At 64.6% G+C, this 19,898-nt stretch carries 24 protein-coding genes and 1 pseudogene; 18 read left to right on the top strand and 7 right to left on the bottom strand.

Going from position 1 to position 19,898, the window contains the following annotated elements:
- Positions 1 to 25: 25 nt before the first annotated feature.
- From MLD63_RS09670 to MLD63_RS09655, 4 genes are all read left to right on the top strand, one after another.
- On the top strand, positions 26 to 247 hold the full coding sequence (locus MLD63_RS09670; protein ID WP_255329701.1) for a hypothetical protein: 222 nt from the start codon (positions 26 to 28) through the stop codon (positions 245 to 247).
- A gap of 120 nt (positions 248 to 367) precedes the next feature.
- Positions 368 to 568: a 50S ribosomal protein L35 gene (gene rpmI / locus MLD63_RS09665; protein ID WP_143791292.1), complete on the top strand. Its 201-nt coding sequence runs from the start codon at positions 368 to 370 to the stop codon at positions 566 to 568.
- A 14-nt stretch (positions 569 to 582) separates the two neighbouring features.
- A complete protein-coding gene (gene rplT / locus MLD63_RS09660; protein ID WP_255329700.1) occupies positions 583 to 942 on the top strand; it encodes a 50S ribosomal protein L20 in 360 nt (119 codons plus the stop codon).
- Between the two features lie 145 nt (positions 943 to 1,087).
- On the top strand, positions 1,088 to 2,191 hold the full coding sequence (locus tag MLD63_RS09655; protein ID WP_255329699.1) for a calcium:cation antiporter: 1,104 nt from the start codon (positions 1,088 to 1,090) through the stop codon (positions 2,189 to 2,191).
- Here MLD63_RS09655 and MLD63_RS09650 read toward each other — a convergent pair.
- Complete coding sequence (locus MLD63_RS09650; protein ID WP_255329698.1) at positions 2,188 to 2,550, bottom strand: ASCH domain-containing protein; 363 nt, start codon at positions 2,548 to 2,550, stop codon at positions 2,188 to 2,190. The genes MLD63_RS09655 and MLD63_RS09650 overlap by 4 nt on opposite strands.
- Positions 2,551 to 2,613: 63 nt before the next feature.
- Here MLD63_RS09650 and MLD63_RS09645 point away from each other — a divergent pair, with 63 nt between their 5' ends.
- From MLD63_RS09645 to MLD63_RS09620, 6 genes and pseudogenes are all read left to right on the top strand, one after another.
- On the top strand, positions 2,614 to 3,978 hold the full coding sequence (locus MLD63_RS09645) for a cytochrome P450 (protein WP_255329697.1): 1,365 nt from the start codon (positions 2,614 to 2,616) through the stop codon (positions 3,976 to 3,978).
- 68 nt (positions 3,979 to 4,046) lie between these two features.
- Positions 4,047 to 5,129, top strand: coding sequence for a phenylalanine--tRNA ligase subunit alpha (gene pheS, locus MLD63_RS09640; RefSeq protein WP_255329696.1), 1,083 nt, complete (start codon positions 4,047 to 4,049; stop codon positions 5,127 to 5,129).
- A complete protein-coding gene (locus MLD63_RS09635; protein ID WP_369697000.1) occupies positions 5,063 to 5,491 on the top strand; it encodes a DUF2513 domain-containing protein in 429 nt (142 codons plus the stop codon). The genes pheS and MLD63_RS09635 overlap by 67 nt, the downstream gene beginning before the upstream one ends.
- Positions 5,492 to 5,544: 53 nt before the next feature.
- A complete protein-coding gene (locus MLD63_RS09630; RefSeq protein WP_255329694.1) occupies positions 5,545 to 5,847 on the top strand; it encodes a BrnT family toxin in 303 nt (100 codons plus the stop codon).
- Positions 5,848 to 5,883: 36 nt separating this feature from the next.
- Positions 5,884 to 6,021, top strand: a pseudogene (locus MLD63_RS09625) (BrnA antitoxin family protein); the annotation flags it as partial.
- Positions 6,022 to 6,205: 184 nt separating this feature from the next.
- Positions 6,206 to 6,679, top strand: a complete 474-nt coding sequence (locus MLD63_RS09620) for a hypothetical protein (protein WP_255329693.1) — start codon at positions 6,206 to 6,208, stop codon at positions 6,677 to 6,679.
- A 77-nt stretch (positions 6,680 to 6,756) separates the two neighbouring features.
- Here MLD63_RS09620 and MLD63_RS09615 read toward each other — a convergent pair whose 3' ends face one another.
- Positions 6,757 to 7,056 carry a TM2 domain-containing protein gene (locus MLD63_RS09615; RefSeq protein ID WP_255329692.1) on the bottom strand — a complete coding sequence of 100 codons (300 nt, stop codon included), beginning with the start codon at positions 7,054 to 7,056 and terminating at the stop codon, positions 6,757 to 6,759.
- A gap of 127 nt (positions 7,057 to 7,183) precedes the next feature.
- Here MLD63_RS09615 and MLD63_RS09610 point away from each other — a divergent pair, with 127 nt between their 5' ends.
- A complete protein-coding gene (locus tag MLD63_RS09610; RefSeq protein WP_255329691.1) occupies positions 7,184 to 7,489 on the top strand; it encodes a YrhK family protein in 306 nt (101 codons plus the stop codon).
- A 203-nt stretch (positions 7,490 to 7,692) separates the two neighbouring features.
- Complete coding sequence (locus MLD63_RS09605) at positions 7,693 to 8,169, top strand: DUF6173 family protein (protein ID WP_255329690.1); 477 nt, start codon at positions 7,693 to 7,695, stop codon at positions 8,167 to 8,169.
- On the opposite strand, the gene MLD63_RS09600 is transcribed toward MLD63_RS09605, so the two are convergent.
- On the bottom strand, positions 8,126 to 8,389 hold the full coding sequence (locus tag MLD63_RS09600; protein WP_255329689.1) for a hypothetical protein: 264 nt from the start codon (positions 8,387 to 8,389) through the stop codon (positions 8,126 to 8,128). The genes MLD63_RS09605 and MLD63_RS09600 overlap by 44 nt on opposite strands.
- A gap of 466 nt (positions 8,390 to 8,855) precedes the next feature.
- Between MLD63_RS09600 and pheT the strand changes: the two genes are divergently transcribed.
- Together pheT and MLD63_RS09590 are read left to right on the top strand one after the other, a co-directional pair.
- Complete coding sequence (gene pheT / locus MLD63_RS09595; RefSeq protein WP_255329688.1) at positions 8,856 to 11,243, top strand: phenylalanine--tRNA ligase subunit beta; 2,388 nt, start codon at positions 8,856 to 8,858, stop codon at positions 11,241 to 11,243.
- A 103-nt stretch (positions 11,244 to 11,346) separates the two neighbouring features.
- The gene (locus MLD63_RS09590) at positions 11,347 to 13,026 is read left to right on the top strand and encodes a pseudouridine synthase (RefSeq protein ID WP_255329687.1); all 1,680 of its coding nucleotides are present in this window, start codon (positions 11,347 to 11,349) and stop codon (positions 13,024 to 13,026) included.
- A 3-nt stretch (positions 13,027 to 13,029) separates the two neighbouring features.
- Here MLD63_RS09590 and hemP read toward each other — a convergent pair whose 3' ends face one another.
- Together hemP and MLD63_RS09580 are read right to left on the bottom strand one after the other, a co-directional pair.
- Complete coding sequence (gene hemP, locus MLD63_RS09585; protein WP_255329973.1) at positions 13,030 to 13,167, bottom strand: hemin uptake protein HemP; 138 nt, start codon at positions 13,165 to 13,167, stop codon at positions 13,030 to 13,032.
- A gap of 122 nt (positions 13,168 to 13,289) precedes the next feature.
- On the bottom strand, positions 13,290 to 14,309 hold the full coding sequence (locus tag MLD63_RS09580) for a zinc ABC transporter substrate-binding protein (RefSeq protein WP_255329686.1): 1,020 nt from the start codon (positions 14,307 to 14,309) through the stop codon (positions 13,290 to 13,292).
- Positions 14,310 to 14,453: 144 nt separating this feature from the next.
- Between MLD63_RS09580 and MLD63_RS09575 the strand changes: the two genes are divergently transcribed.
- The 4 genes from MLD63_RS09575 to MLD63_RS09560 all read left to right on the top strand — a co-directional run bounded on the left by MLD63_RS09575 (position 14,454) and on the right by MLD63_RS09560 (position 16,896).
- On the top strand, positions 14,454 to 14,894 hold the full coding sequence (locus tag MLD63_RS09575; RefSeq protein WP_439957643.1) for a Fur family transcriptional regulator: 441 nt from the start codon (positions 14,454 to 14,456) through the stop codon (positions 14,892 to 14,894).
- Positions 14,891 to 15,688 carry a metal ABC transporter ATP-binding protein gene (locus tag MLD63_RS09570; RefSeq protein WP_255329684.1) on the top strand — a complete coding sequence of 266 codons (798 nt, stop codon included), beginning with the start codon at positions 14,891 to 14,893 and terminating at the stop codon, positions 15,686 to 15,688. The genes MLD63_RS09575 and MLD63_RS09570 overlap by 4 nt, the downstream gene beginning before the upstream one ends.
- Positions 15,678 to 16,460, top strand: a complete 783-nt coding sequence (locus MLD63_RS09565; RefSeq protein ID WP_255329972.1) for a metal ABC transporter permease — start codon at positions 15,678 to 15,680, stop codon at positions 16,458 to 16,460. Before MLD63_RS09570 ends, MLD63_RS09565 begins: the two co-directional genes overlap by 11 nt.
- 199 nt (positions 16,461 to 16,659) lie before the next feature.
- On the top strand, positions 16,660 to 16,896 hold the full coding sequence (locus MLD63_RS09560) for a hypothetical protein (protein WP_255329683.1): 237 nt from the start codon (positions 16,660 to 16,662) through the stop codon (positions 16,894 to 16,896).
- A 187-nt stretch (positions 16,897 to 17,083) separates the two neighbouring features.
- Here the strand turns inward: MLD63_RS09560 and MLD63_RS09555 are convergent, their stop codons facing one another.
- Both MLD63_RS09555 and MLD63_RS09550 read right to left on the bottom strand, forming a co-directional pair.
- Positions 17,084 to 17,758, bottom strand: a complete 675-nt coding sequence (locus tag MLD63_RS09555; protein WP_255329682.1) for a YjbF family lipoprotein — start codon at positions 17,756 to 17,758, stop codon at positions 17,084 to 17,086.
- Positions 17,755 to 19,887, bottom strand: coding sequence for a YjbH domain-containing protein (locus MLD63_RS09550; RefSeq protein ID WP_255329681.1), 2,133 nt, complete (start codon positions 19,885 to 19,887; stop codon positions 17,755 to 17,757). Before MLD63_RS09550 ends, MLD63_RS09555 begins: the two co-directional genes overlap by 4 nt.
- Positions 19,888 to 19,898: the final 11 nt, after the last annotated feature.

The raw sequence follows: 19,898 nt of genomic DNA, 5'->3' as shown, positions 1-19,898 counted from the left end.
GGTCAGTTACAACCGGGCAGGTCACATGTCGGATCTTCTTCTTCTGGGCGGCGTTGCGCTCTGCGCGCTTTCGGTTCTGTGGGCGGTGATCCAGCTCGCCCGGACCGAACCGCCGCGCGCCGCCGCGATCATGCTGGTCCTGGGCATCGCGCTGATGTTCGCCGGCGCCTTCGCCCAGCCCGACGGTTTTCAGCCGGGCGACGTGATGCGCGCATGGCAGGGTGTGATCGGCGTCACACCGGCCTGAACCGGGCCTGAAGCCTTGCAATCACCCGCGCCCACCCGTATAGGGCGCGCTTCAAGACCCGCGCGGCCGGCCGATTGGCATTGCCGAGTCGCGCGTTCACCCCTGACGAAGGAGCTGAAAATGCCGAAGATGAAGACCAAATCGGCCGCGAAGAAGCGGTTCTCCATGACGGCCTCGGGCAAGGTCAAGTCGGCGCAGGCCGGCAAACGCCACGGCATGATCAAGCGCACGACGAAGTTCATCCGCGACGCGCGCGGCACCACCGTCCTGTCGGACGCGGATGCCAAGATCGTCAAGAAATACATGCCCTACAACCGCTGATCGAGGACTGACACATGGCACGCGTTAAATCCGGCAAGGTGACCCACGCCCGTCACAAGAAGGTCCTGGAACAGGCCAAGGGCTATTACGGCAACCGTTCGCGGAACTTCCGCACCGCGACGCAGGCGGTGGACAAGGCGAACCAGTACGCCACCCGCGACCGCAAGAACCGCAAGCGCAACTTCCGCGCGTTGTGGATCCAGCGCATCAACGCCGCGGTTCGCGCGGTCGATGCCGAAATGACCTATTCGCGCTTCATCAACCTGCTGGCGAAAGCCGGTATCGAGGTGGACCGCAAGGTTCTGGCCGATCTGGCCGTAAACGAACCCGACGCCTTCGGCGCGATCGTGGAACAGGCCAAGGCCGCGGCCTAAGCCGCAAGGTCGTCTGATCCGTGATCCTGAGGCCCGCCATTGGCGGGCCTTTTTCATGCGGCTTTCGGTTTCGTGACGATCGGCGGCACCGCTCGCCGTCGCGCCTGATTGTGGGCTGCTCGGGCGGCGGCTATCGTCGCCCCCGATGGGCCAGTTTCTCCACAACATCCTGCGCGAACGGGCGATCCTTGCGGTCATCGCCACGCTCGCGATCTTTACCGTCAATCCCGGCGGCTTGGCGATGGCCAGCAGCGACCTGCTGGGCCTTCTGGGTTTCGTTTGGCTGTTCGGTGTGATGATCTTCGGCGCCTCGGCCGTCGTGCGCCACGCCGAGGCCCTGGCCGAGAAACTGGGCGAACCCTACGGCACCCTGATCCTGACGCTCTCGGTCGTGGTGATCGAGGTCGCGCTGATCGGCTCGGTCATGCTGTCGGGCGATGGCGGCCCGACGCTGGCCCGCGACACCATGTTCGCGGTGCTGATGATCGTGCTGAACGGCCTCGTCGGCCTGTCATTGCTTCTGGGGGCGCTGCGCTTCGGTGAACAGAACTACAATTTCGCCGGCGCCACCGCCTTCCTGACCGTGCTGGTCCCGTTGTCGGTCTTCTCGCTGGTCCTGCCAGACTACACGGCCTCCAGCGCGACACCGACCTTCACCCCGTTTCAGGCCGGGTTCTTCTCGTTCGTGACGCTGGCGCTGTATCTGGTCTTCCTGTCGATCCAGACTGTACGTCACCGTGGCTTCTTCACCGAGGCGGAAGAGCCGCCGGTTCCCATGCCGCATCACGTGACGCGCTACCCCTCTTGGGCGCATTTCCTGCTGCTGGCCGCGACGTTGATCCCGATCGTGCTGCTGTCGAAGAAGATGGGCGGCTTCGTCGATCACGGCACCGCGGTTCTGGGCGTGCCGAAGGCGCTGGGCGGCGTGCTGATCGCCATCATCGTGCTGGCGGCCGAGGGGATGAGCGCGGTCCGCGCCGCTCTGCGCAACCGGTTGCAGCGCGCGGTCAACCTGTGCCTCGGTGCGGCGCTGTCCACCATCGGCCTGACCGTCCCTGCGGTCCTGACCATCGGCATGATCACCGGTCAGCCGGTGGTGCTGGGCCTCGGCAACCAGATGCAGATCATGCTGGCGCTGTCGCTCATCGTCTCGGTCCAGACCTTCGGCGCGCGGCGCACCAACGTGCTGCACGGCGCGGTCCATCTGGTCCTCTTCATGGCCTATATCGCGCTGATCTTCGCGCCCTAGCTGGCTTCCGGTTCGGTCAGCCGAAACGCCACCACCTGCACGACATCGTCCAGCGTGATCGCCGGGTAATGCTCGCGCATCCCGCCCAGCATCACCGCATCGGGCCATTCGGCCGCCATGCCGACAAAAGCCGCCGCAGCGCGCAGCGGCATGTCGGTGACCTGCGTGACCTCGGCCATGACGCTCGCCCCGGCACTGACAAAGCGCAGCGGGCCGGGGCGGATGAGACCCTCGCGCCAGCGGATCGTACGCGTCTTCTCGCCCCGCAGGATCGCGGGAAACAGACGCGGCACGACATCGAGGGTCTGGACCGGATCGTTCATCATGTCGCGATAGCCGCGCCCGCGGGCAGGGCGCAACCTTGATTGCGTCCGGCCGGGCGCACAGATTGAACCTGCGCCCCAGCAAAGTCAGGACCTGTCATGCCGCTCGACGCCACAGCGAACCTGCCCGCCCGGGTCGAACTGGCGACCAAGCCCATCGGCATCTTCGGCACGGTGATGGCCGCCCGCCGCAACCTGCTGTCGATCATCCCCGAACTGGCGACGCGCCAGCCGATGGTGTCGGGCAAGACGGGCGTGCGCTGGCACATGGTCATGGACCCCGGCGCGCTGAAGCGAGTGCTGCTGGACCGGCTTGAGGATTATCCCAAATCCGACGTGACGAAGCTGATCCTGGAACCCGCGATCGGGCAAAGCCTGTTCGTGGCCGAGGGCGCGCATTGGCGCTGGCAGCGCCGCGCCGCGGCCCCCGCCTTCGCGCAACGCCATGTCGAGGCCTTGGGCCCGGTGATGAGCGCCGCTGCCGAGGCCTCGGCCCGACGCCTGAGCGCCGCGATGGGGCAGGGGCCGGTGAATGTGCTCGACGAGACCGTGACCGCGACATTCGAGGTCATTTCGGACGTGACCTTCTCGGGCGACGGGTCGTTCGACCGCGCGGTCGTCCATGACGCCGTGGACGCCTATATCGCGCAGGCCGCCAAGGTCTCGCTGCTGGACGTGATGGGCCTGCCGGGCTGGGTGCCGCGGCCGGGTAGGGTGATCGCCGGGACCAGTCTGCGCCGGATGAAGAAGCTGGCCGATGACGCCATCGCCAGCCGCGCCGCAGCTGCTGAAAAGGACGGCCCGCCCGATCTTCTGGACCTGCTTCTGGACGCGCAGGACCCCGAGACCGAACGCGCGATGACCCGCGACGAATTGCGCGACAACCTGCTCGCCTTCATCGTCGCGGGGCATGAAACGACCGCGCTGACGCTGGCCTGGGCGCTTTATCTCTGCGCCTTCGATCAGGACATACAGAACCTTGCCGCCGCCGAGGCGCAGGCCGCCCTGGGCGACCGTGCGGCCAGCGCGGCCGATCTGGATGCGCTGCCGCTGATTCGCCGCATCGTGGATGAGGCCTTGCGCCTTTACCCGCCTGCGGCGTTCCTGTCGCGCACCGCGCAGGCGCCCGATACGCTCTGCGGTCGCGAGATCCTTCCCGGCGACACGGTGATGCTGCCGATCTACGCGCTGCACCGCCATCGCCAACTATGGGACAATCCCGACGCCTTCGACCCCGACCGCTTCCTGTCCCCGCCCGACCGCTTCGCCTTCCTTCCTTTCGGCGCCGGCCCCCGCATCTGCATCGGGATGAGCTTCGCGCGGCAGGAGGCCGCGATCATCCTCGCGACCCTTCTGGCCGGGCTGCGCTTCGACACCATCCCAGGCCGCAAGCCCGAACCCCGCATGATCCTGACTTTGCGGCCCTATGGCGGCCTATGGCTGCGCGTTGCCGCGCGGGCGTGACGCCCTTTCCCTTTCCGTGCGGCCCATGCTAATCCGCGCGGGCCGCACGGAACCCGGAAAGACGCGCCATGAGTGACCTCGACACGATCCGCCAGACCTGGCTCGACCGCATCGCCGCTGCCGGCGACGCCCCCGCTCTGGAGGATGTGCGCGTCGCGGCACTTGGCAAGAAGGGCGAGATCAGCCTGAAGATGCGCGAACTGGGCAAGATGTCGCCCGAGGAACGCCAGACCGCCGGCGCCGCCCTGAACCGCCTGAAGGATGAGATCGACGCCGCGCTTCGCGCCCGCAAGTCCGGGCTGGAGGATGCGGCGCTCGACGCGCGCCTCAAGGACGAATGGCTGGACGTGACGTTGCCGGGCCGTCCGCGTCCGCAGGGCACGATCCATCCGATCAGCCAGGTGACGGAAGAGATCATCGCGATCTTCGCCGACATGGGCTTTGCGGTCGCCGAAGGCCCACAGGTCGAAAGCGACTGGTTCAATTTCGACGCGCTGAACATCGCCCCCGAACATCCCGCGCGCCAGGAACACGACACGTTCTTCCTGCACCGCGCCGAGGGCGACGACCGTCCGCCCCATGTCCTGCGCACCCATACCAGCCCCGTCCAGGTCCGCGCCATGCAGGCCCAGGGCGCGCCCATCCGCGTCATCGCGCCGGGTCGCGTCTATCGCATGGACATGGACCAGACCCACACGCCGATGTTCCACCAGATCGAGGGGCTGGCGATCGACCGCGACATTTCCATGGCGCAGTTGAAATGGACGCTGGAGGAATTCTGCCGCGCCTTCTTCGAGGTCGAGGCGGTCGAACTGCGTTTCCGCGCCAGCCACTTCCCCTTCACCGAACCCTCGGCCGAGGTCGACATCCGCTGTTCGTGGGAAGGCGGCCAGTTGAAGATCGGCGAGGGCAACGACTGGATGGAGATCCTGGGTTCCGGCATGGTCCATCCCCACGTGCTGCGCTCGGCCGGCGTTGACCCCGACCAGTGGCAGGGCTTTGCCTTCGGCATGGGCATCGACCGGCTGGCCATGCTGAAATACGGCATCCCGGATCTGCGCGCGTTCTTCGAAAGCGATCTGCGGTGGCTTCGTCATTACGGTTTCGCGGCCGGCGATGTGCCAAGCGTCGCAGGTGGGTTGTCGCGGTAGTGCCAAAACGTGATCACGACTTCATCCGCCAGTTGCTGATGAGCATGGAATCAGCCGATGACTGGCTGACCGTTTCCGCACTTCATATGGGCTCTAACGCAGACTCTCAAAAAGAATACTTCCATATGCAATTGCTCGCTGATCAAGGGCTGGTTCAGGAGCGTGGACGTAATGGCGATGTCTATAGACTGACAGCGCAAGGTCATGATTACCTCGATTCAATTCGGGATGAGGGTGTTTGGAGCAAAACGAAGGCTGCCGTTGCGGAGACAGGAGGCTCGGCTTCAATTGAAATTATGAAGCAACTGGCTATGGCATATCTACGTAAGCAGATCGCTGATAGAACCGGCCTAGATATTTGAGGATCGCGTCTTTCTAAAACGCATCGCACGCCTCATTTTTGTAATAACACTAATTGGCCATCGAGTTCGACCCTGCTGAACTTGCGCTGATCGTCACCGAACACGGTTTCGACATGGCGCGGGTCGGTGAGGTTTTCGACGATCCGACGCTGACGGTGCAGGACGACCGCTTTGACTACGGCGAGTTGCGCTTCATCACCATTGGTTGGCTGGATCGCCGCATGATCGTTGCCGTCTGGATCCCGCGCGGAAACAGCCGCGGATCATCAGTCTCAGGAAAGCCAATGACCGAGAACAGAAGCTCTACGGCCCCCAATTTCTCTGACGACGCCCCCGATCTTGCGACCACCGACTAGCACGCGAAGTTCGCTGCCGTTCCGGTCCGCCCCGGACGATCGAAAGCCGCGAAGACCAAGGTCTCGACCACGCTGCGTCTCGATCCCGAGGTGATCGACCGCTTCAAGGCCGACGGTCCCGGCTGGCAGAGCCGCATGAACGATGCGCTGCGCAAAGCGGCGGGGCTGTATTGATCACTTCAAGTTGATCCTCGGATTTCCTCGGGCGAACGCGACACGCTCGGCCCTTGCCTTCAAATGCCGTTGCGTCACACCGCCGCCCTCACCAAAAGGACAGGTAGCGCGACGCGGTCGCTGCGCATAATGACCAATTCGAGCGCCGCATATCGGATGCGGCCCGCAGAATTGGTTTCTTGTGATGCGTATCCTGAAGATTGCGGCCGTGCTGGCCGCGTTCGCGGCGCTGCCTGCCTCCGCCGCGACCTACAAACAGAATGACAAGTTCATCGGTCAGCTCGACGGGCTGCAGACGCTGACCTTTAGCGCGCCTTACGCGACGCCTTGCGGCAACGGCGACTGGTCGGGCTGCAGCTATCAGGCCGATGGCCAGATCATGGTCGTGGACGACCCCAAGGCTTGCGGTGGCTGGTGCGGCGAAACGCTGGGCAAGTTCTACATCGACGCCTACAAGCCCGTGCAGACGCTGACGATCGACTTCACCAACTTCGCCAAGAAATGGGTGGTGATCCATTTCACCGGTCAGAACCCGGTCAACTTCAACGCCCAATCGGCAGCCACGCCTTCGGCCGTTCCGCTGCCCGCGCCTGCGATCCTGCTGATGGGCGCGCTGGCGGGTCTGGCTGGTCTGCGCCGCCGCCGCCGCGCCGCCTGACGCGACCCGGATGTAAAAAAGGCCCGGATGCAGCATCCTGCATCCGGGCGTTTTTTCATGATCCGGGGTGTGACGCCTCAGCGCATCCTCCTGCGGATGGCCTCGCGGTCGTCGCGGATCATGCCGGGGATCAGGAACAGGTCCAGCACGCACCACAACACGACAAGGCCGATCGCGGGCCAGCCGATCAGGATCGGCGCGGTCAGCCAGCCAAGCCCCCAGATCACCAGCATCACGATGCCGCTGAACGAGCGACCCAGATACATCCGGTGGACGCCGCAGCCCCACAGGAAGATCAAGAGCAGGTAGGCGACCAGAGGCGACTTCGCCTCGTTGGCGACCCTCTGCTCGATCAGCAATTCGCGTTGCGTGTCCATTTTTGTTCCTTCGTCAGGCATCGTCCTGAATTTGGGGACGAACCGCGCCCGCGCAAGCGACCCGCGGATTCGCGATCCCTTGATCCCGGTGCTAGGGTCCGGCCCTGACAATACGGACACCGCCGCCATGACCTTCCTTTCTCATGTCTTTCGCCGCGACAAACGCCCCCAGGGCCCCGAGGCCGAACGCATCGCCGCCCGGTTCGAACTGGCTCACACGCTCGTCGATTTCGCCGCCGCGGCGATGTTCATCATCGGATCGATCCTGTTCTTCTTTCCGTCCGAATCCGTGCCCGCCACCTGGTTTTTCACCATCGGATCGGTCTGCTTCGCGATGAAGCCGACGCTGAAGCTCTGGCGTGAAATCCGGCTCTACCGCATGGGCGACATGAGCCGTCTCGCTCGGAAAGTTGCGCCGCCGAAAATGCGCTGACGCCGCGTTTGTGATGATGAATTTCCTCGACAAAGCAATATTCTACCCCTATATCGACGTCACGGCGCTGCGTGGGGTCGCGGTTTCAGGTTTGACGAGCGGATTGTTACCCGGTTTTCGAAATCCACCCCCGCAGCGCTGATAGCTTCAATCCCCTCATCTCCCGTGACACACTCCACCTGATCGCTCAGGATGGAATGCGCATGACGAAGAAGAAAGCCGCCAGGGCCGCCTCGGCAGAGGCCGTCGCACCGCCCCCGGTTCCCGCCATCGCCGAAGATCTATGGCCGGTCGACAGTGCCGCCGATCAGGCCAGCCTGCATGCGGCCGAAGGCGTCTACGATCACCTTCGCGCACGGGTGAAGCATTTTCAAGAAAACCTGCCGCAGGACCATGAACTGGGCATTCGGCTGGCGAATTTCGGGGGCGGGGCGCCGGTCCACGTCCGGGGCATGGCATTCCGTAATCCGAACATCATCGAATTCTACGGGCTTCTGGACGGACGACAGTATGTTGCGGTCGTTCAGCATGTCAGCCAGCTGAACTTCATGCTGATGGCGGTGCCGCCCGCGCGCGAAGCCGAACCCTACCGGATCGGGTTCGGTGCCGAACTCGACCCGCCCGGGGATGCGAAGGCTACCAGTGCGCCTCGGCCCAGCGAAGGGTCGCGATCCCGGTGATCGCAAGGGCGGTCCCGGCCAGCATGATCAGCGGGAAGGGCGAACCGGCGATCCCCGCCATCGCGGCCACGACCAGCCACAGGGCCGCGACATGGGCCAAGGCGCGCAGGTCTCCGCGTGCCTCTGACCACAGCCACAGGCCCAATCCGCTCAGCAGTGTGGTTCCGAAGATCACCAGCGCGATTTCCCGATCGCCGAGGCTCGTCGGCACGATGTCCATGTCTTGTCCTTCCGTCAGCTTGGACGCCATTTCCAGCTTCCAAGATGGCGCCGAGTCTGCCAAGCGACAACGACCATTCACGCAAACCCGCCATGAACAGGGCAGATGGCAGACAGCCAAGGCCGCAACACCCGGACGCGCGCCGCAGCCCTCCATCAACCCTTTCTTCTGTCAGGAAAATATCCCCGCCGGAGGCGTCCCGGCGCAGCCGGGAATCCTTAACGCTTCCTGAACCGCACGGTCGCATCATGTGTACAGGGTGTGTACAGCCTGTGTACGCGCGGTGTACGGGCTGTGACTCGGCAAACTCAGCAAACGCTGGGCTTTCGAGGCCCCCTGGTGTTGCGCTGTTGCGCAGCACCGCACGCTGCTGTTGCCGTTCAGATTGGTTAACACGGCCTGCGTCCCACTGGACGTTTTTAGCCCCCGGGGCTAAGGCTTCCCGCGACCGAAAGGACGCGGACCCATGAAATTTACCCTCTCCTGGCTCAAGGATCACCTCGACACGCAGGCGAACCTCTCCGAGATCACCGAGGCGCTGACCGATCTCGGCCTCGAGGTGGAGGAAGTGGTTGATCCGGCGGCGAAACTTGGCGGCTTCACCATCGCGCGGATCGCCGATGCCCAGCCCCATCCCGATGCCGACCGTCTGCGCGTGCTCAAGGTCGAAACGGACGAGGGTGTCAAGCAGATCGTCTGCGGTGCGCCGAACGCCCGCGCAGGCCTGATCGGCGTCCTGGCCAAGCCCGGCGACTATGTCCCCGGCATCGACACCACGCTCAGCGTCGGGACCATCCGGGGCGTCGAAAGCCACGGCATGATGGCGTCCGAGCGCGAGCTTGAACTGTCCGACGAACATAACGGAATCATTGAACTTTCTTCGGGCGAGGTCGGCCAGACCTTCACCTCGTGGCTGGCCGAGAACGCGCCTGAAAAGATCGACCCGATGATCCATATCAAGATCACGCCGAACCGCCCCGACGCGCTCGGCGTGCACGGCATCGCGCGTGATCTGGCCGCGCGCGGTCTCGGGACGCTGAAGCCGATCAAGGACGTTCGGATCGAGGGCAAATTTCCCAGCCCGATCAACGTCACCATCGATCCCGCGATCGCCGACAAGGCGCCGTTCTTCGCCGGCCGCGTGGTCCGCGGTGTGTCCAACGGACCCAGTCCCGACTGGCTGCAAAAGCGCCTGCGCGCCATCGGCCTGCGGCCGATCAGCGCGCTGGTGGACATCACCAACTTCTTCACCTTCGATCTGAACAGACCGCTTCATGTCTTTGATGCGGCTAAGGTTTCTGGCGACCTCCACCTGCGCGCATCGCGCGCCGGCGAAGAGCTGGTGGCGCTGGACGACAAGACCTATCGCATGCCCGAAGGCGCCGTCGTCATCTGCGACGATAACGGCATCGAAAGCATCGCGGGTGTCATGGGCGGTGCGGCCTCGGGCTCGTCCGACACCACCGCCGATGTCTTCATCGAAGCCGCCTATTTCGACCCGATCACCACCGCCGCGACGGGCCGTGCGCTGAAGATCAATTCCGATGCGCGCTACCGGTTCGAGCGTGGCATCGACCCGGCCTTCACCCTGCAGGGACTGGATCTCGCGACTGCGATGGTGATGGACCTCTGCGGCGGCGAGCCGTCCGAGGTTGTGACGGCCGGCGCGATACCCGACCACACCCGTGCCTATCGGCTGGACACCGACCGGACGCAAAGCCTCGTCGGTCTGGACATCGACGCGGACACGCAGCGCAAATCCCTGGAAGCGTTGGGTTTCCGGGTTGAAGGTGACATGGCGCATGTCCCTTCCTGGCGTCCCGACGTGCTGGGCGAGGCCGATCTCGTCGAGGAAATCGCGCGCATCGCCAGCCTTACGAAGCTGCAGGGCAAACCGCTCCCGCGCCCTCGTGCGGGTGTGCCGCAGCCGGTTCTGACACCGCTTCAGCGGCGTGATGCGATGGCTCGTCGGACGGCCGCCGCGCTCGGTCTGAACGAATGCGTGACCTACAGCTTCATCGACCAGAAGGCCGCAACCCTGTTCGGCGGCGGCACCGATGCCGTGCGTGTTGAAAACCCGATCAGTAGCGAGATGACGCATCTGCGTCCCGACCTGTTGCCGGGCCTGCTGGCCGCCGCTGCCCGCAACCAGGCGCGCGGCTTTGCCGATCTGGCGTTGTTCGAGCTTGGCCCGGTCTTCTCGGGCGGCGAGCCGGGCGAACAGGCGGTCCAGCTTTCCGGTCTGCTGGTCGGGGCGACCGCTGCGCGTGACCCGTTCGGAAGCCGGCGGAAGGTCGATGTCTATGACGCCAAGGCCGATGCCGAAGCCATTCTGCAATCCATCGGTGCGCCATCCCGCGCGCAGATCAACCGAAAGCTCGATCCCTGGTGGCATCCCGGTCGCGCGGGCAACATCGCGCTTGGCCCCAACGTGCTGGCGACGTTCGGCGAGATCCATCCACGCGTGCTGCGCGAAATGGACGTGAAGGGACCGGCGATGGGCTTTACCGTGCGGCTGGCGGCGGTGCCGTTCCCCAAGGTGAAGACACCAACCCGACCGGCGCTGGATGCATCGGAACTGCAGGCGGTCGAGCGCGATTTCGCCTTCCTCGTCGATGCTCAGGTCGAGGCGCTGACGCTGGTGAACGCCGCACAAGGAGCCGACAAGACGTTGATTGAAAAGGTTTCCGTCTTCGACCAGTTCACCGGGCTGGAAGGCGGTCGCAAGTCCATCGCGATCACGGCGCGTCTGCAGCCGCGCGAGCGCACGCTGACGGACGCCGAGATTGAGGCCGTCAGCACAAAGATCATCGAAAAGGTCCAGAAGGCGACAGGCGGCACGTTGCGTCGCTGACTTGCACGCAACGACGCCGGGTTGATCGAGAGCCCTTCCCTCACCACCTCATTGGGCCTAAGCACGGGCCTTTGCCGCCGCAGCGATGCGCAGGAGATTTCGCATGACCGACCAGAACGACTCCGACCAAAACGAAACCGATCAGCCCGCGGCCGAAAAGCCCGCTGACGCAGACCGCATCGCCAAGGTGATCGCGCGCGCAGGCCGCGCCAGCCGACGCGAGGCCGAGCGCCTGATCCTTGAGGGTCGGGTGACGGTGAACGGCACCAAGATCGACAGTCCGGCGCTGGATGTCCGTCCCGGCGATCGCATCACTGTCGACGGCAGCCCCTTGGAAGAGGCGCAGCCGACGCGCCTGTGGCTCTACTACAAGCCGGTGGGGCTGGTGACGTCGGAATCCGACGAGAAGGGCCGTCAGACCGTGTTCGACGCGCTTCCGCGCGATCTGCCGCGGGTGATGTCGATCGGTCGGCTGGACCTGAACTCGGAAGGTCTGCTGCTGCTGACCAACGACGGCGAGTTGAAGCGCCAGCTTGAACTTCCCTCGACCGGCTGGATGCGGCGCTATCGTGTCCGCGTGAACGGCCAGCCGAGCGAGTTGACGTTCGATCCCCTGCGGCGCGGCGTGACCATCGACGGCGAAGATTTCCAACCGATGGAAGTGCGGCTGGACAGCCAGAAGGGCGCCAATGCCTGGCTGAGCGTCGGTATCCGAGAAGGCAAGAACCGAGAGATCCGACGGGCAATGGCCCATGTCGGACTTCAGGTGAACCGTCTGATCCGGGTGGGATACGGTCCCTTCAAGCTGACAGGTATGGAAGAGAACGAGGTCCGCGAAATCAAGCGCCGGGTTCTGCGCGACCAATTGGGCTCTCTGATGACCGGTGCGAGCGAAGAGGACGCCAAGGACGAAGGGCGCCCACGCCGCGCCGGAGGTGGCGATCGCTCGTCCGGTCCGCGGCGGGACGGTGACCGGACGCCGAACGCGCGCCGCGATGGAGAAGGGCGTCCGGGTCCGAAACGGGACGGCGACCGCAAGCCCTTCGGGCGCCGCGACGACCAGGACCGCAAGCCGTTCGGCCGATCCGCGGAGGGCGGCGGAAAACCGTTCGAGCGCCGCGGTGATGGCGACCGCAAACCCTATGGCCGCCGTGACGAAGGCGACCGCAAACCTTATGGCAAGCGGGATGACGGCGACCGCAAACCCTTTGCACGGCGAGAGGATGGCGACCGGAAGCCGTTCGCGCGTCGCGAAGACGGTGATCGCAAGCCCTATGGTAAGCGGGTCGATGGAGACCGTAAGCCCTTCGCACGGCGTGAAGACGGTGATCGCAAGCCATACGGCAAGCGCGAGGATGGCGATCGAAAGCCCTATACATGGCGCGACGATGCCGAAAGGGCGCCGCGTTCGGGGCCGAAATCGGGCGGCGCGCGCCCAGACCGCCGCACGGATCGCGGTGATGCGGTCAGCGCGGACACCCCACGTAAACCCCGCTGGTCCAAGGGTCAGGACGCTTCCGGTTCCGAGCGTCGTTCGGCCGATCGGTTTCCAGCCTCGCGAGAGGGTGGGGCCTCCAAACCGGGACCGCGCCGTGACGGCAAACCGTCCGGCGCCGGCAAGCCCTGGGCCAAGCGCGACGACGCCCGTGGTCCAAAGCCTACTGGCCGTCCCGGCGCTGGTCCGCGTCCGGGTGGCAGCGGTGGGCCGAAGGGCCGTCCGGGGCCCGCACGCGGGCCAAGGCCCGGTGGCGGAAAACCGGGCGGCGGCAAGCCCCGCGGCTGAACCCTACTTCGTCAGGATCAGTTTTCCGGCGCGCGTGATGCGAAGCTGGTAGACCTGTTCGCCCAACACGATGAGTGCCTGGTTGCCGCCGCGCGTCAGCGCTTCGGCGTCATGCGCCGGAAGGTGCTGTGCCAAGGCCATCGTGCCGGGGCGGGTGAAGTCGTGGGGATGGGATGCGGTCATCTGAGCCTCGCCATAACTGTGCGAGACAATTCCTGACAGTTACCATCGGATTTGTCAAAGACTGTTTTGTCGGCTGCCTCTCACCGTGCGGCAGCCTCATGACAACCGGCGATCGTATCGCCCATCTCGGTCAGGATCAGCGTGTAGAGGTCGGCTGAAAACGGGTGCGTCGCACCGCTCGGGTCAAGCGTCGCCGCGATCGTCGCATCGGTTCCGGCAAGCGCCGAGGTCAGCAGGTCGGGGTTGTGCTGGGCTTCGGGGAAGATGCAGCGGATATCCTGAGCCTCGATCTGGGCGCGAAAGTCGGAAACGCGCGCGGCGGACGGACTGGCCGCATCGCCGAGAGAGAGCGTCACGGCCGCAGGCAGGCCGAAATGATCGGTGAAATAACCGTAGGCATCGTGCGAGACGGCAAAGCGGGCGTCCTTTGAGCCTTCCAGACGTTCGGCAATCTGCCGCTCAGTCGCCTCGATGTCCTGCGCGGCGCGGTCCGCATTGGCGGCGTAGGTCTGCGCGTTGCCGGGGTCCCTGGCTGACAAGGCGTCCGCGATCGCCGACAACCAGACAATCCCGTTTTGGGGATCCAGCCAAGCATGCGGATCGGTCCCGGTGTGGTCGTGATCATGCTCTGCCGCATGATCGTGGCCTTGGTCATGCTCATCGTCGTGTTCATGTTCATGTTCATGTTCATGGTCATGGTCATGGTCGTGGTTATGTTCATGGTCGTGGTCGTCATGATCGTGACCGGCGTGCGGGTCTTCGTCGGGATAGACCCGGCGATGTGTTTCGGGCAGATCCAGCAATCGCAGCTGCGTGCCCGCCCCAAGGTTGTCCGTGGCTCTGGCGAGCCAAGGCGTCAGGTTCGGGCCTATCCAGATCAAGAGATCCGCGTTCTGCACTTGCCGCGCCTCCGAGGGCCGCATCTGGTAACTGTGCGCATTGCCGCCTTGAGGCAAAAGCACGTCCACAGTGCCAAGATCGCCCATGACCTGCTGCACCAGCGCACCCACCACCGGAATATCGGTGACCACCGCAGGTGGTTCTGCCTGCGCGGCGGCGGCAACGAATGTCAGGGCAGTGGTGGCGATCAGGCTTCTCATGGCGGGTCCTGCTAAGGTTGCGGAGGTTCTTGCATGGAGGTAATAACGTAACAGGTCAACCCGATTGTGATAAGGTAACAAATGTCCGCTCTTGGTCCCGAGGCTTTCGCCCCCCACGATCACGCGAGATGCGCAAAGCATGCGATGGACGCTGCGGTAGCACGGGTCGAAAAGCAGGGCGCTCGCATGACCCCGGTGCGGCGGCGGACGTTGGAAATCTTGCTTGAATCGCATCGCGCGATGGGGGCTTATGATGTGCTTGAGCGTCTGTCGCAGGATGGATACGGCAATCAGCCCCCAGTCGCCTATCGCGCGCTCGACTTTCTGGTCGAGCAGGGATTGGCGCATCGCCTTCAGCGGCTGAACGCTTTCGCCGCATGTCTTTCGCCTGATCGCGATCATGCGCCCGCCTTCCTGATCTGTCGGTCCTGCGACCGTGTCGCGGAAACCGATGCGCCAGTCCTTCGAGCCGCATTCCGCGAAACTGCCGCTGAACGCGGCTTCAAGGTAGAGCGCCTGACCGTCGAGGCGGTCGGGCTATGCCCCGCCTGTGGCGATGGTGACGATACCGGGGCCGACGCATGAAGACCGCGCTGATCGCGGCTCAGGGCCTGACCGTCGATCGGCCCGGAAGCCGGGAGGCTGCGCTGACGAATGTGGATTTCGCGATCGCGCCGGGTGAGATCGTGACCGTCGTCGGCCCGAACGGCTCGGGGAAATCGACGCTGATCCGTGCGTTGCTGGGAAACCTTGCGCCGCGGGAGGGGAAGGTGACGCGTCGGCCCGGTCTGCGGATCGGTTACGTCCCGCAGCGGGTGCAGATCGAGCAATCCATCCCGATGACCGTGCGGCGTTTTCTCTCGCTGCCGCGCCGCATCGGCAACGATGAAGCAGCCGCGGCGCTGACCCGTGCGGGCGTCGGCGACCTGTCCGACCGATCCATCGGCGCGCTGTCGGGCGGTCAGTTCCAGCGCGTCCTACTGGCGCGTGCGCTGTTGGGCGATCCGCAGATCCTTGTGCTGGACGAACCGACGCAGGGGCTAGACCAGCCCGGGATCGTCGCCTTCTACCAGCTTATCGAACAGGTGCGCGCCGAGACCGGCGCCGCCATCCTGATGGTCAGCCACGATCTGCTTGTCGTGATGCGGGCATCGGATCGTGTGATCTGCCTGAACGGTCACGTCTGCTGCGAGGGCACGCCGCAATCGGTCGGGTCCGCGCCCGAGTATCTCGCGCTTTTCGGCGGAAGGGGCGAGGGGACGCTGGCTCTGTATCAACACCAGCACAACCACGATCACGACCACCTTCATGACCATCCTTCGCAGGTCCATCGTCATGTCCAGCACAGCCCCGACGGGTGCAACCACAATGCTGGATGACTTCATGGTTCGTGCCGTGCTGGCCGGGCTGGGCGTCGCCCTAGCGGCGGGTCCGCTTGGCTGCTTCGTGGTCTGGCGGCGCATGGCGTATTTTGGCGATGCGACCGCTCATGCGGCGATCCTGGGCGTCGCCGCGTCCTTCGCCTTCGGCGTTTCGCTGTATCTGGGAACTCTGGCTGTCGCGGCGGGAATGGCCCTTCTTGTGGCGCGGCTGACGGCCCTTGGTCACGCCATGGACACGGCCCTTGGGGTGCTGGCGCATTCGGCGCTGGCGCTCGGCCTCGTCGCAGCAAGCTTCGTGCCGGATCTGCGGGTCGATCTCTCCTCGTTCCTCTTCGGCGACATCCTGGCGGTCGGCAGAACCGATCTGCTGTGGATATGGGGAGGGGCGCTGGCGATCCTGTCGTTTTTAATCTGGCGCTGGCAGTCGCTGGTCAGCACGACCGTGAACGAAGAGCTGGCGATGGCTGCGGGGATCGATCCGCGGGTCGAGCGGTTGGTCCTGTCGCTGGCACTCGCGCTGGTTGTCGCCGTCGCGATTCGGATCGTTGGGGCGCTGCTCATCTCGGCGATGCTGATCGTACCGGCAGCCGCCGCGCGCGGTTTCTCGCGCACGCCCGAGGCGATGGCCATCCTGGCAAGCGTCATCGCTGGCGTTTCGGTGATGGCCGGATTGTGGGGAAGTTTGTGGTTTGACACCCCTGCCGGGCCCTCAATCATTGCCGCCGCCGCTACGGTTTTCGCTGTTTCCACACTGCTTCGTCGGCCCTGAGGGACATTTCTGCAACATGCGGGAATTGCGTCAGATTTTGCCGGAACCGGCAACGCACGCAGGTGTTTGCGAATATGCAACAGTTGGCGCAAACCCGCCGTGGGACAGTCTCAATCCTGCTTTTCAACCGAATGGGTTTGTGCAAGTGTCGCAGCGATGCTGTCGGTAACGGCAGCTTTCAAAGAAACGGAGCATGATCATGACCAAATTCGCTACTTTCGCTGCCGCTCTCGGCCTGACCGCTACGTCGGCTCTGGCTGGCGGCTATGTCGCCCCCGTCGTTGAAGTTGAGCCGGACGTCGTTGACGAGCAGCCCGCTTCGTCGAACGCCGGCCTGATCGTCCCCGCCCTGCTGCTGCTGGGCGTGGTCGCGGCTGTCGCTTCGGACAACAACGATGACGACGACGACGACACCACCACCGACGGCGACAACTAAGTTCTGTCGGAAGAAAACTTGTCTGATCAGACAGGGGGGCTGGCCTTTGGCCGGCCCCTTTCTTTTGGGCGGATCAGATGGATACGATGTCGGAAACATCTCCGGTGCTTGATAGCAAAAGGGCCAGCCTGGCGGCTGACCCATTCCTTCACTACCGTCCAGATCGGCTAGCGGGCCAATCCTGCCTTCAGCGCCGCAATTCCTGGATCGTCATGTACCCCAGAGCGGGACCGATCCATTGGCGAGAAACGCTGATCGCACCGCCAGACGCCAGGTAGCTGTTCTGGAAGGTGACGCCACCCGCGCCCGTGCAATCCTCGACCATCACGCCGGGATTGGGGCCGGGGCCGATGTTGCAGGTCATCGGCAGGGGTCGTTCAAGCCCATCTCCGGTGATGTAGCGCATTGTCCGGTTGACCTGTCCCGACCGGCCGGCCAGCACCAGCGCCATCGACGGCCCCGCTTCGGCCACGCTAAGATCGTTGCCCAGACCCTTGGTTCCGACCAGCATGCCCCGTCGCAGGATCACAGCCTGCTCATTTTCCGTCATGAAAGTGCGCATGTCGCCGTTTTCGCCGACCATCGCCAGCGCCTGTGTGCGACCAGCGCTTTCCAGCCCGACAAGGATCAGCGGGCCCGGATTGACCCGCAACGCCGCTGCCGCGATGTCTTGATCGGACCGGGGCGAAGCAGGCGCCTCGCGGCTTGCTCGTGCGCCGGCCAGAGCTTCGCCGACAGCCAGCCGGGCAAGCCCGATGGGCGAGGTCGAATTGCCTGCGGGTTCCGAGCCGCAGGCCGCAAGCGTTCCGGCCAGTGCAAGAAACAGGGCGGTGGTTTTCAATCGGGTCACGCGGATGCTCATCGCCAGAATTTCCCCCACCCTTCATAAATCTTGCCGCTGTGGCTTTGACGGACGTTGTCGTACAAACGGCCGTCGCTGCGCAGCCGGGTGCCGCCGTCGCGAGACAGCGACCGGATGGTGCCGCCGATGCGATCCGTCGTCGGCTGGCCTGTTGCCCAGGACAGCGGGACAGAGATCGTGATCCCCTTGTCGAACGAGCCTTCGCCGAACTCTTCCGCCGACAGGTCGGTCTTGGACGCATAGGCGCCGACCTTCCAGCCGTTCGCGAATTCACGCGATACTGTCACTGTCGCGCCAACATCGCCCGCAAGGTATTTCCCGGCGTCGATCTGGCCCAGATAGCCTCCACCGAAATCGTAGTAGGCGGACACGAAGCCGGTCGTTGTTTCGTAGTCGCGGAAGCCGAACATATCCTCGAAGTCACGCTTGCGGACGCGGCTGATTTCAGCGCCGAGCGCAAGGCGCGAGTCGGCAGGCTTCCAAAGCACCTCGGCCGAGGCACCGCCGAATGCGCGCTCAAGCAACCCGGCTTCGACCCGCGTGTAGATCGCCTCGCTCGGATGCGCATACCACGCCAGGGTCAGGTCGGTGATGACCGGGCTGTCATTGCCCGAATACATCCGGCCGTCAGACCGGACGCGGGGCACGCCGAACGGTCCGATATCGGTGTCCAGAGCTAGATATTCGTCCGGCGTCAGGCCGCTCGGTCCGTCCTGCTCGATCGAACCGAAGGCACGCTGACGGATCGATCCGGACAGGACCAGGCCCGGCAGCGGCTCGTACCGCAACGAGGCGCGACCGCCGACTTCGTAGCGCAGGGGATCGTCGGGGTCGAAGAGCGAGGTGGTCAGATAGGGCCGGATCGCCCACTGGAAGCGCGGAAACAGGCCCGGCGTCCGAACCAGCCCTGCCGGGCGCGGGTCCGCATTCGTGACCGTAGCAACCTGCGCGATTTCACCGACAGGGCGGTTTTCCAGCCGTTCGATATCGGAACGGCGCAGCACCGTCGACGATACCGGTATGCCGGTTTCGACACTGGTGATGACGAAGGTCTCGACCGAGGGCGGCAGCGCCCGCGTCATCAGTCGCGCGGTCCGTCCAAGCGCCTCGGCCTGTTGCAGGTAGCGGCCGTTGCGAATGCGGACTTCGGCGCGATTGGCTGACAGAGCCATCGATTCAAGGATCTGGCCCTCTTTCGCAAGCGCGTCGCCAAGGGCCTTCTGGATGGCGGGCTGCGCGGTCGGATCGGCCGACCACGCGCCTGACCAACCTTCAGGATCGGCGGATGGGGCGGGACGCGGGCGCACCGGGGCAGGGGCGGGCTCCAACCCTGACGGGTAGGCCGGCTTGTTCGCGTTCAGCGCGATGTTGAACTGTGCACCGAAGCTGTCGCCACCGATCGTGTAGACGCCGACTTCGTAGTATTCGCCAAAGCGATAGGTCGCTGACAGGTTGAATTTGCTGCCGGGCTCTTCGGCTCCCTGGGTGACCTCAAGTCCGTAATTGTCGTTCGAATACTCCGCCGCCAGGCGAAGCTTGTCTGTTGCCTGCCACGTCACCGACGCGAATGGCTTGGCGCTGCCGGTGAACCAGTCATCGACGTTGGGCTTGCCGCCCTCGTCAGTGTAATCGGCCTGACGATATTCGCCCGCCAGTCGGCCCCAGGCGAGACCGGCCGAAACACGCAGGCGCGGGTTCAGGGTCTTGGTCGCGACGACATATTCGCCCGAATAGACCCCCGTGCCCAGAAAGTCCTGAAGTCCGATCGCAACCGCCGGACGCCAGCCAGATTCGTCCAGTGCCTGATAGCGCAGATCAAAGGACCGGTCCCAGATGTAGCCGCGACGCTGGTCAAGACCTTCGACACGCGAATAACGCAGTGCAGCCGTCACGCGGGGCATGATCTGAAAGGCGATGGTGTTGCGCCGATCATAGTCTGAAATACCCACCGTCGCGCTCAGCGTTCCGTCCTCGAACGCTTCGGCCGTCGGCATCTCGACCGCGCCGGGCAAACCGTAGCTGTTGACGCCGGTTCCGATCAGCGTTTCGGGCACCGCCGGTCCGGCCAGAAGCGCTGCGGGCAGCGCCGAGGTCAGGAACAGGCGAAGCAGTCGGGTCCGGCGGGGCATCGGCAATGTCC

The sequence above is a fragment of the Paracoccus albicereus genome, assembly GCF_024359525.1.
Lineage (GTDB): Bacteria > Pseudomonadota > Alphaproteobacteria > Rhodobacterales > Rhodobacteraceae > Paracoccus > Paracoccus albicereus.
Note: the sequence above shows the minus strand (reverse complement) of the source record. Positions and strands in the feature narration are given on the sequence as shown.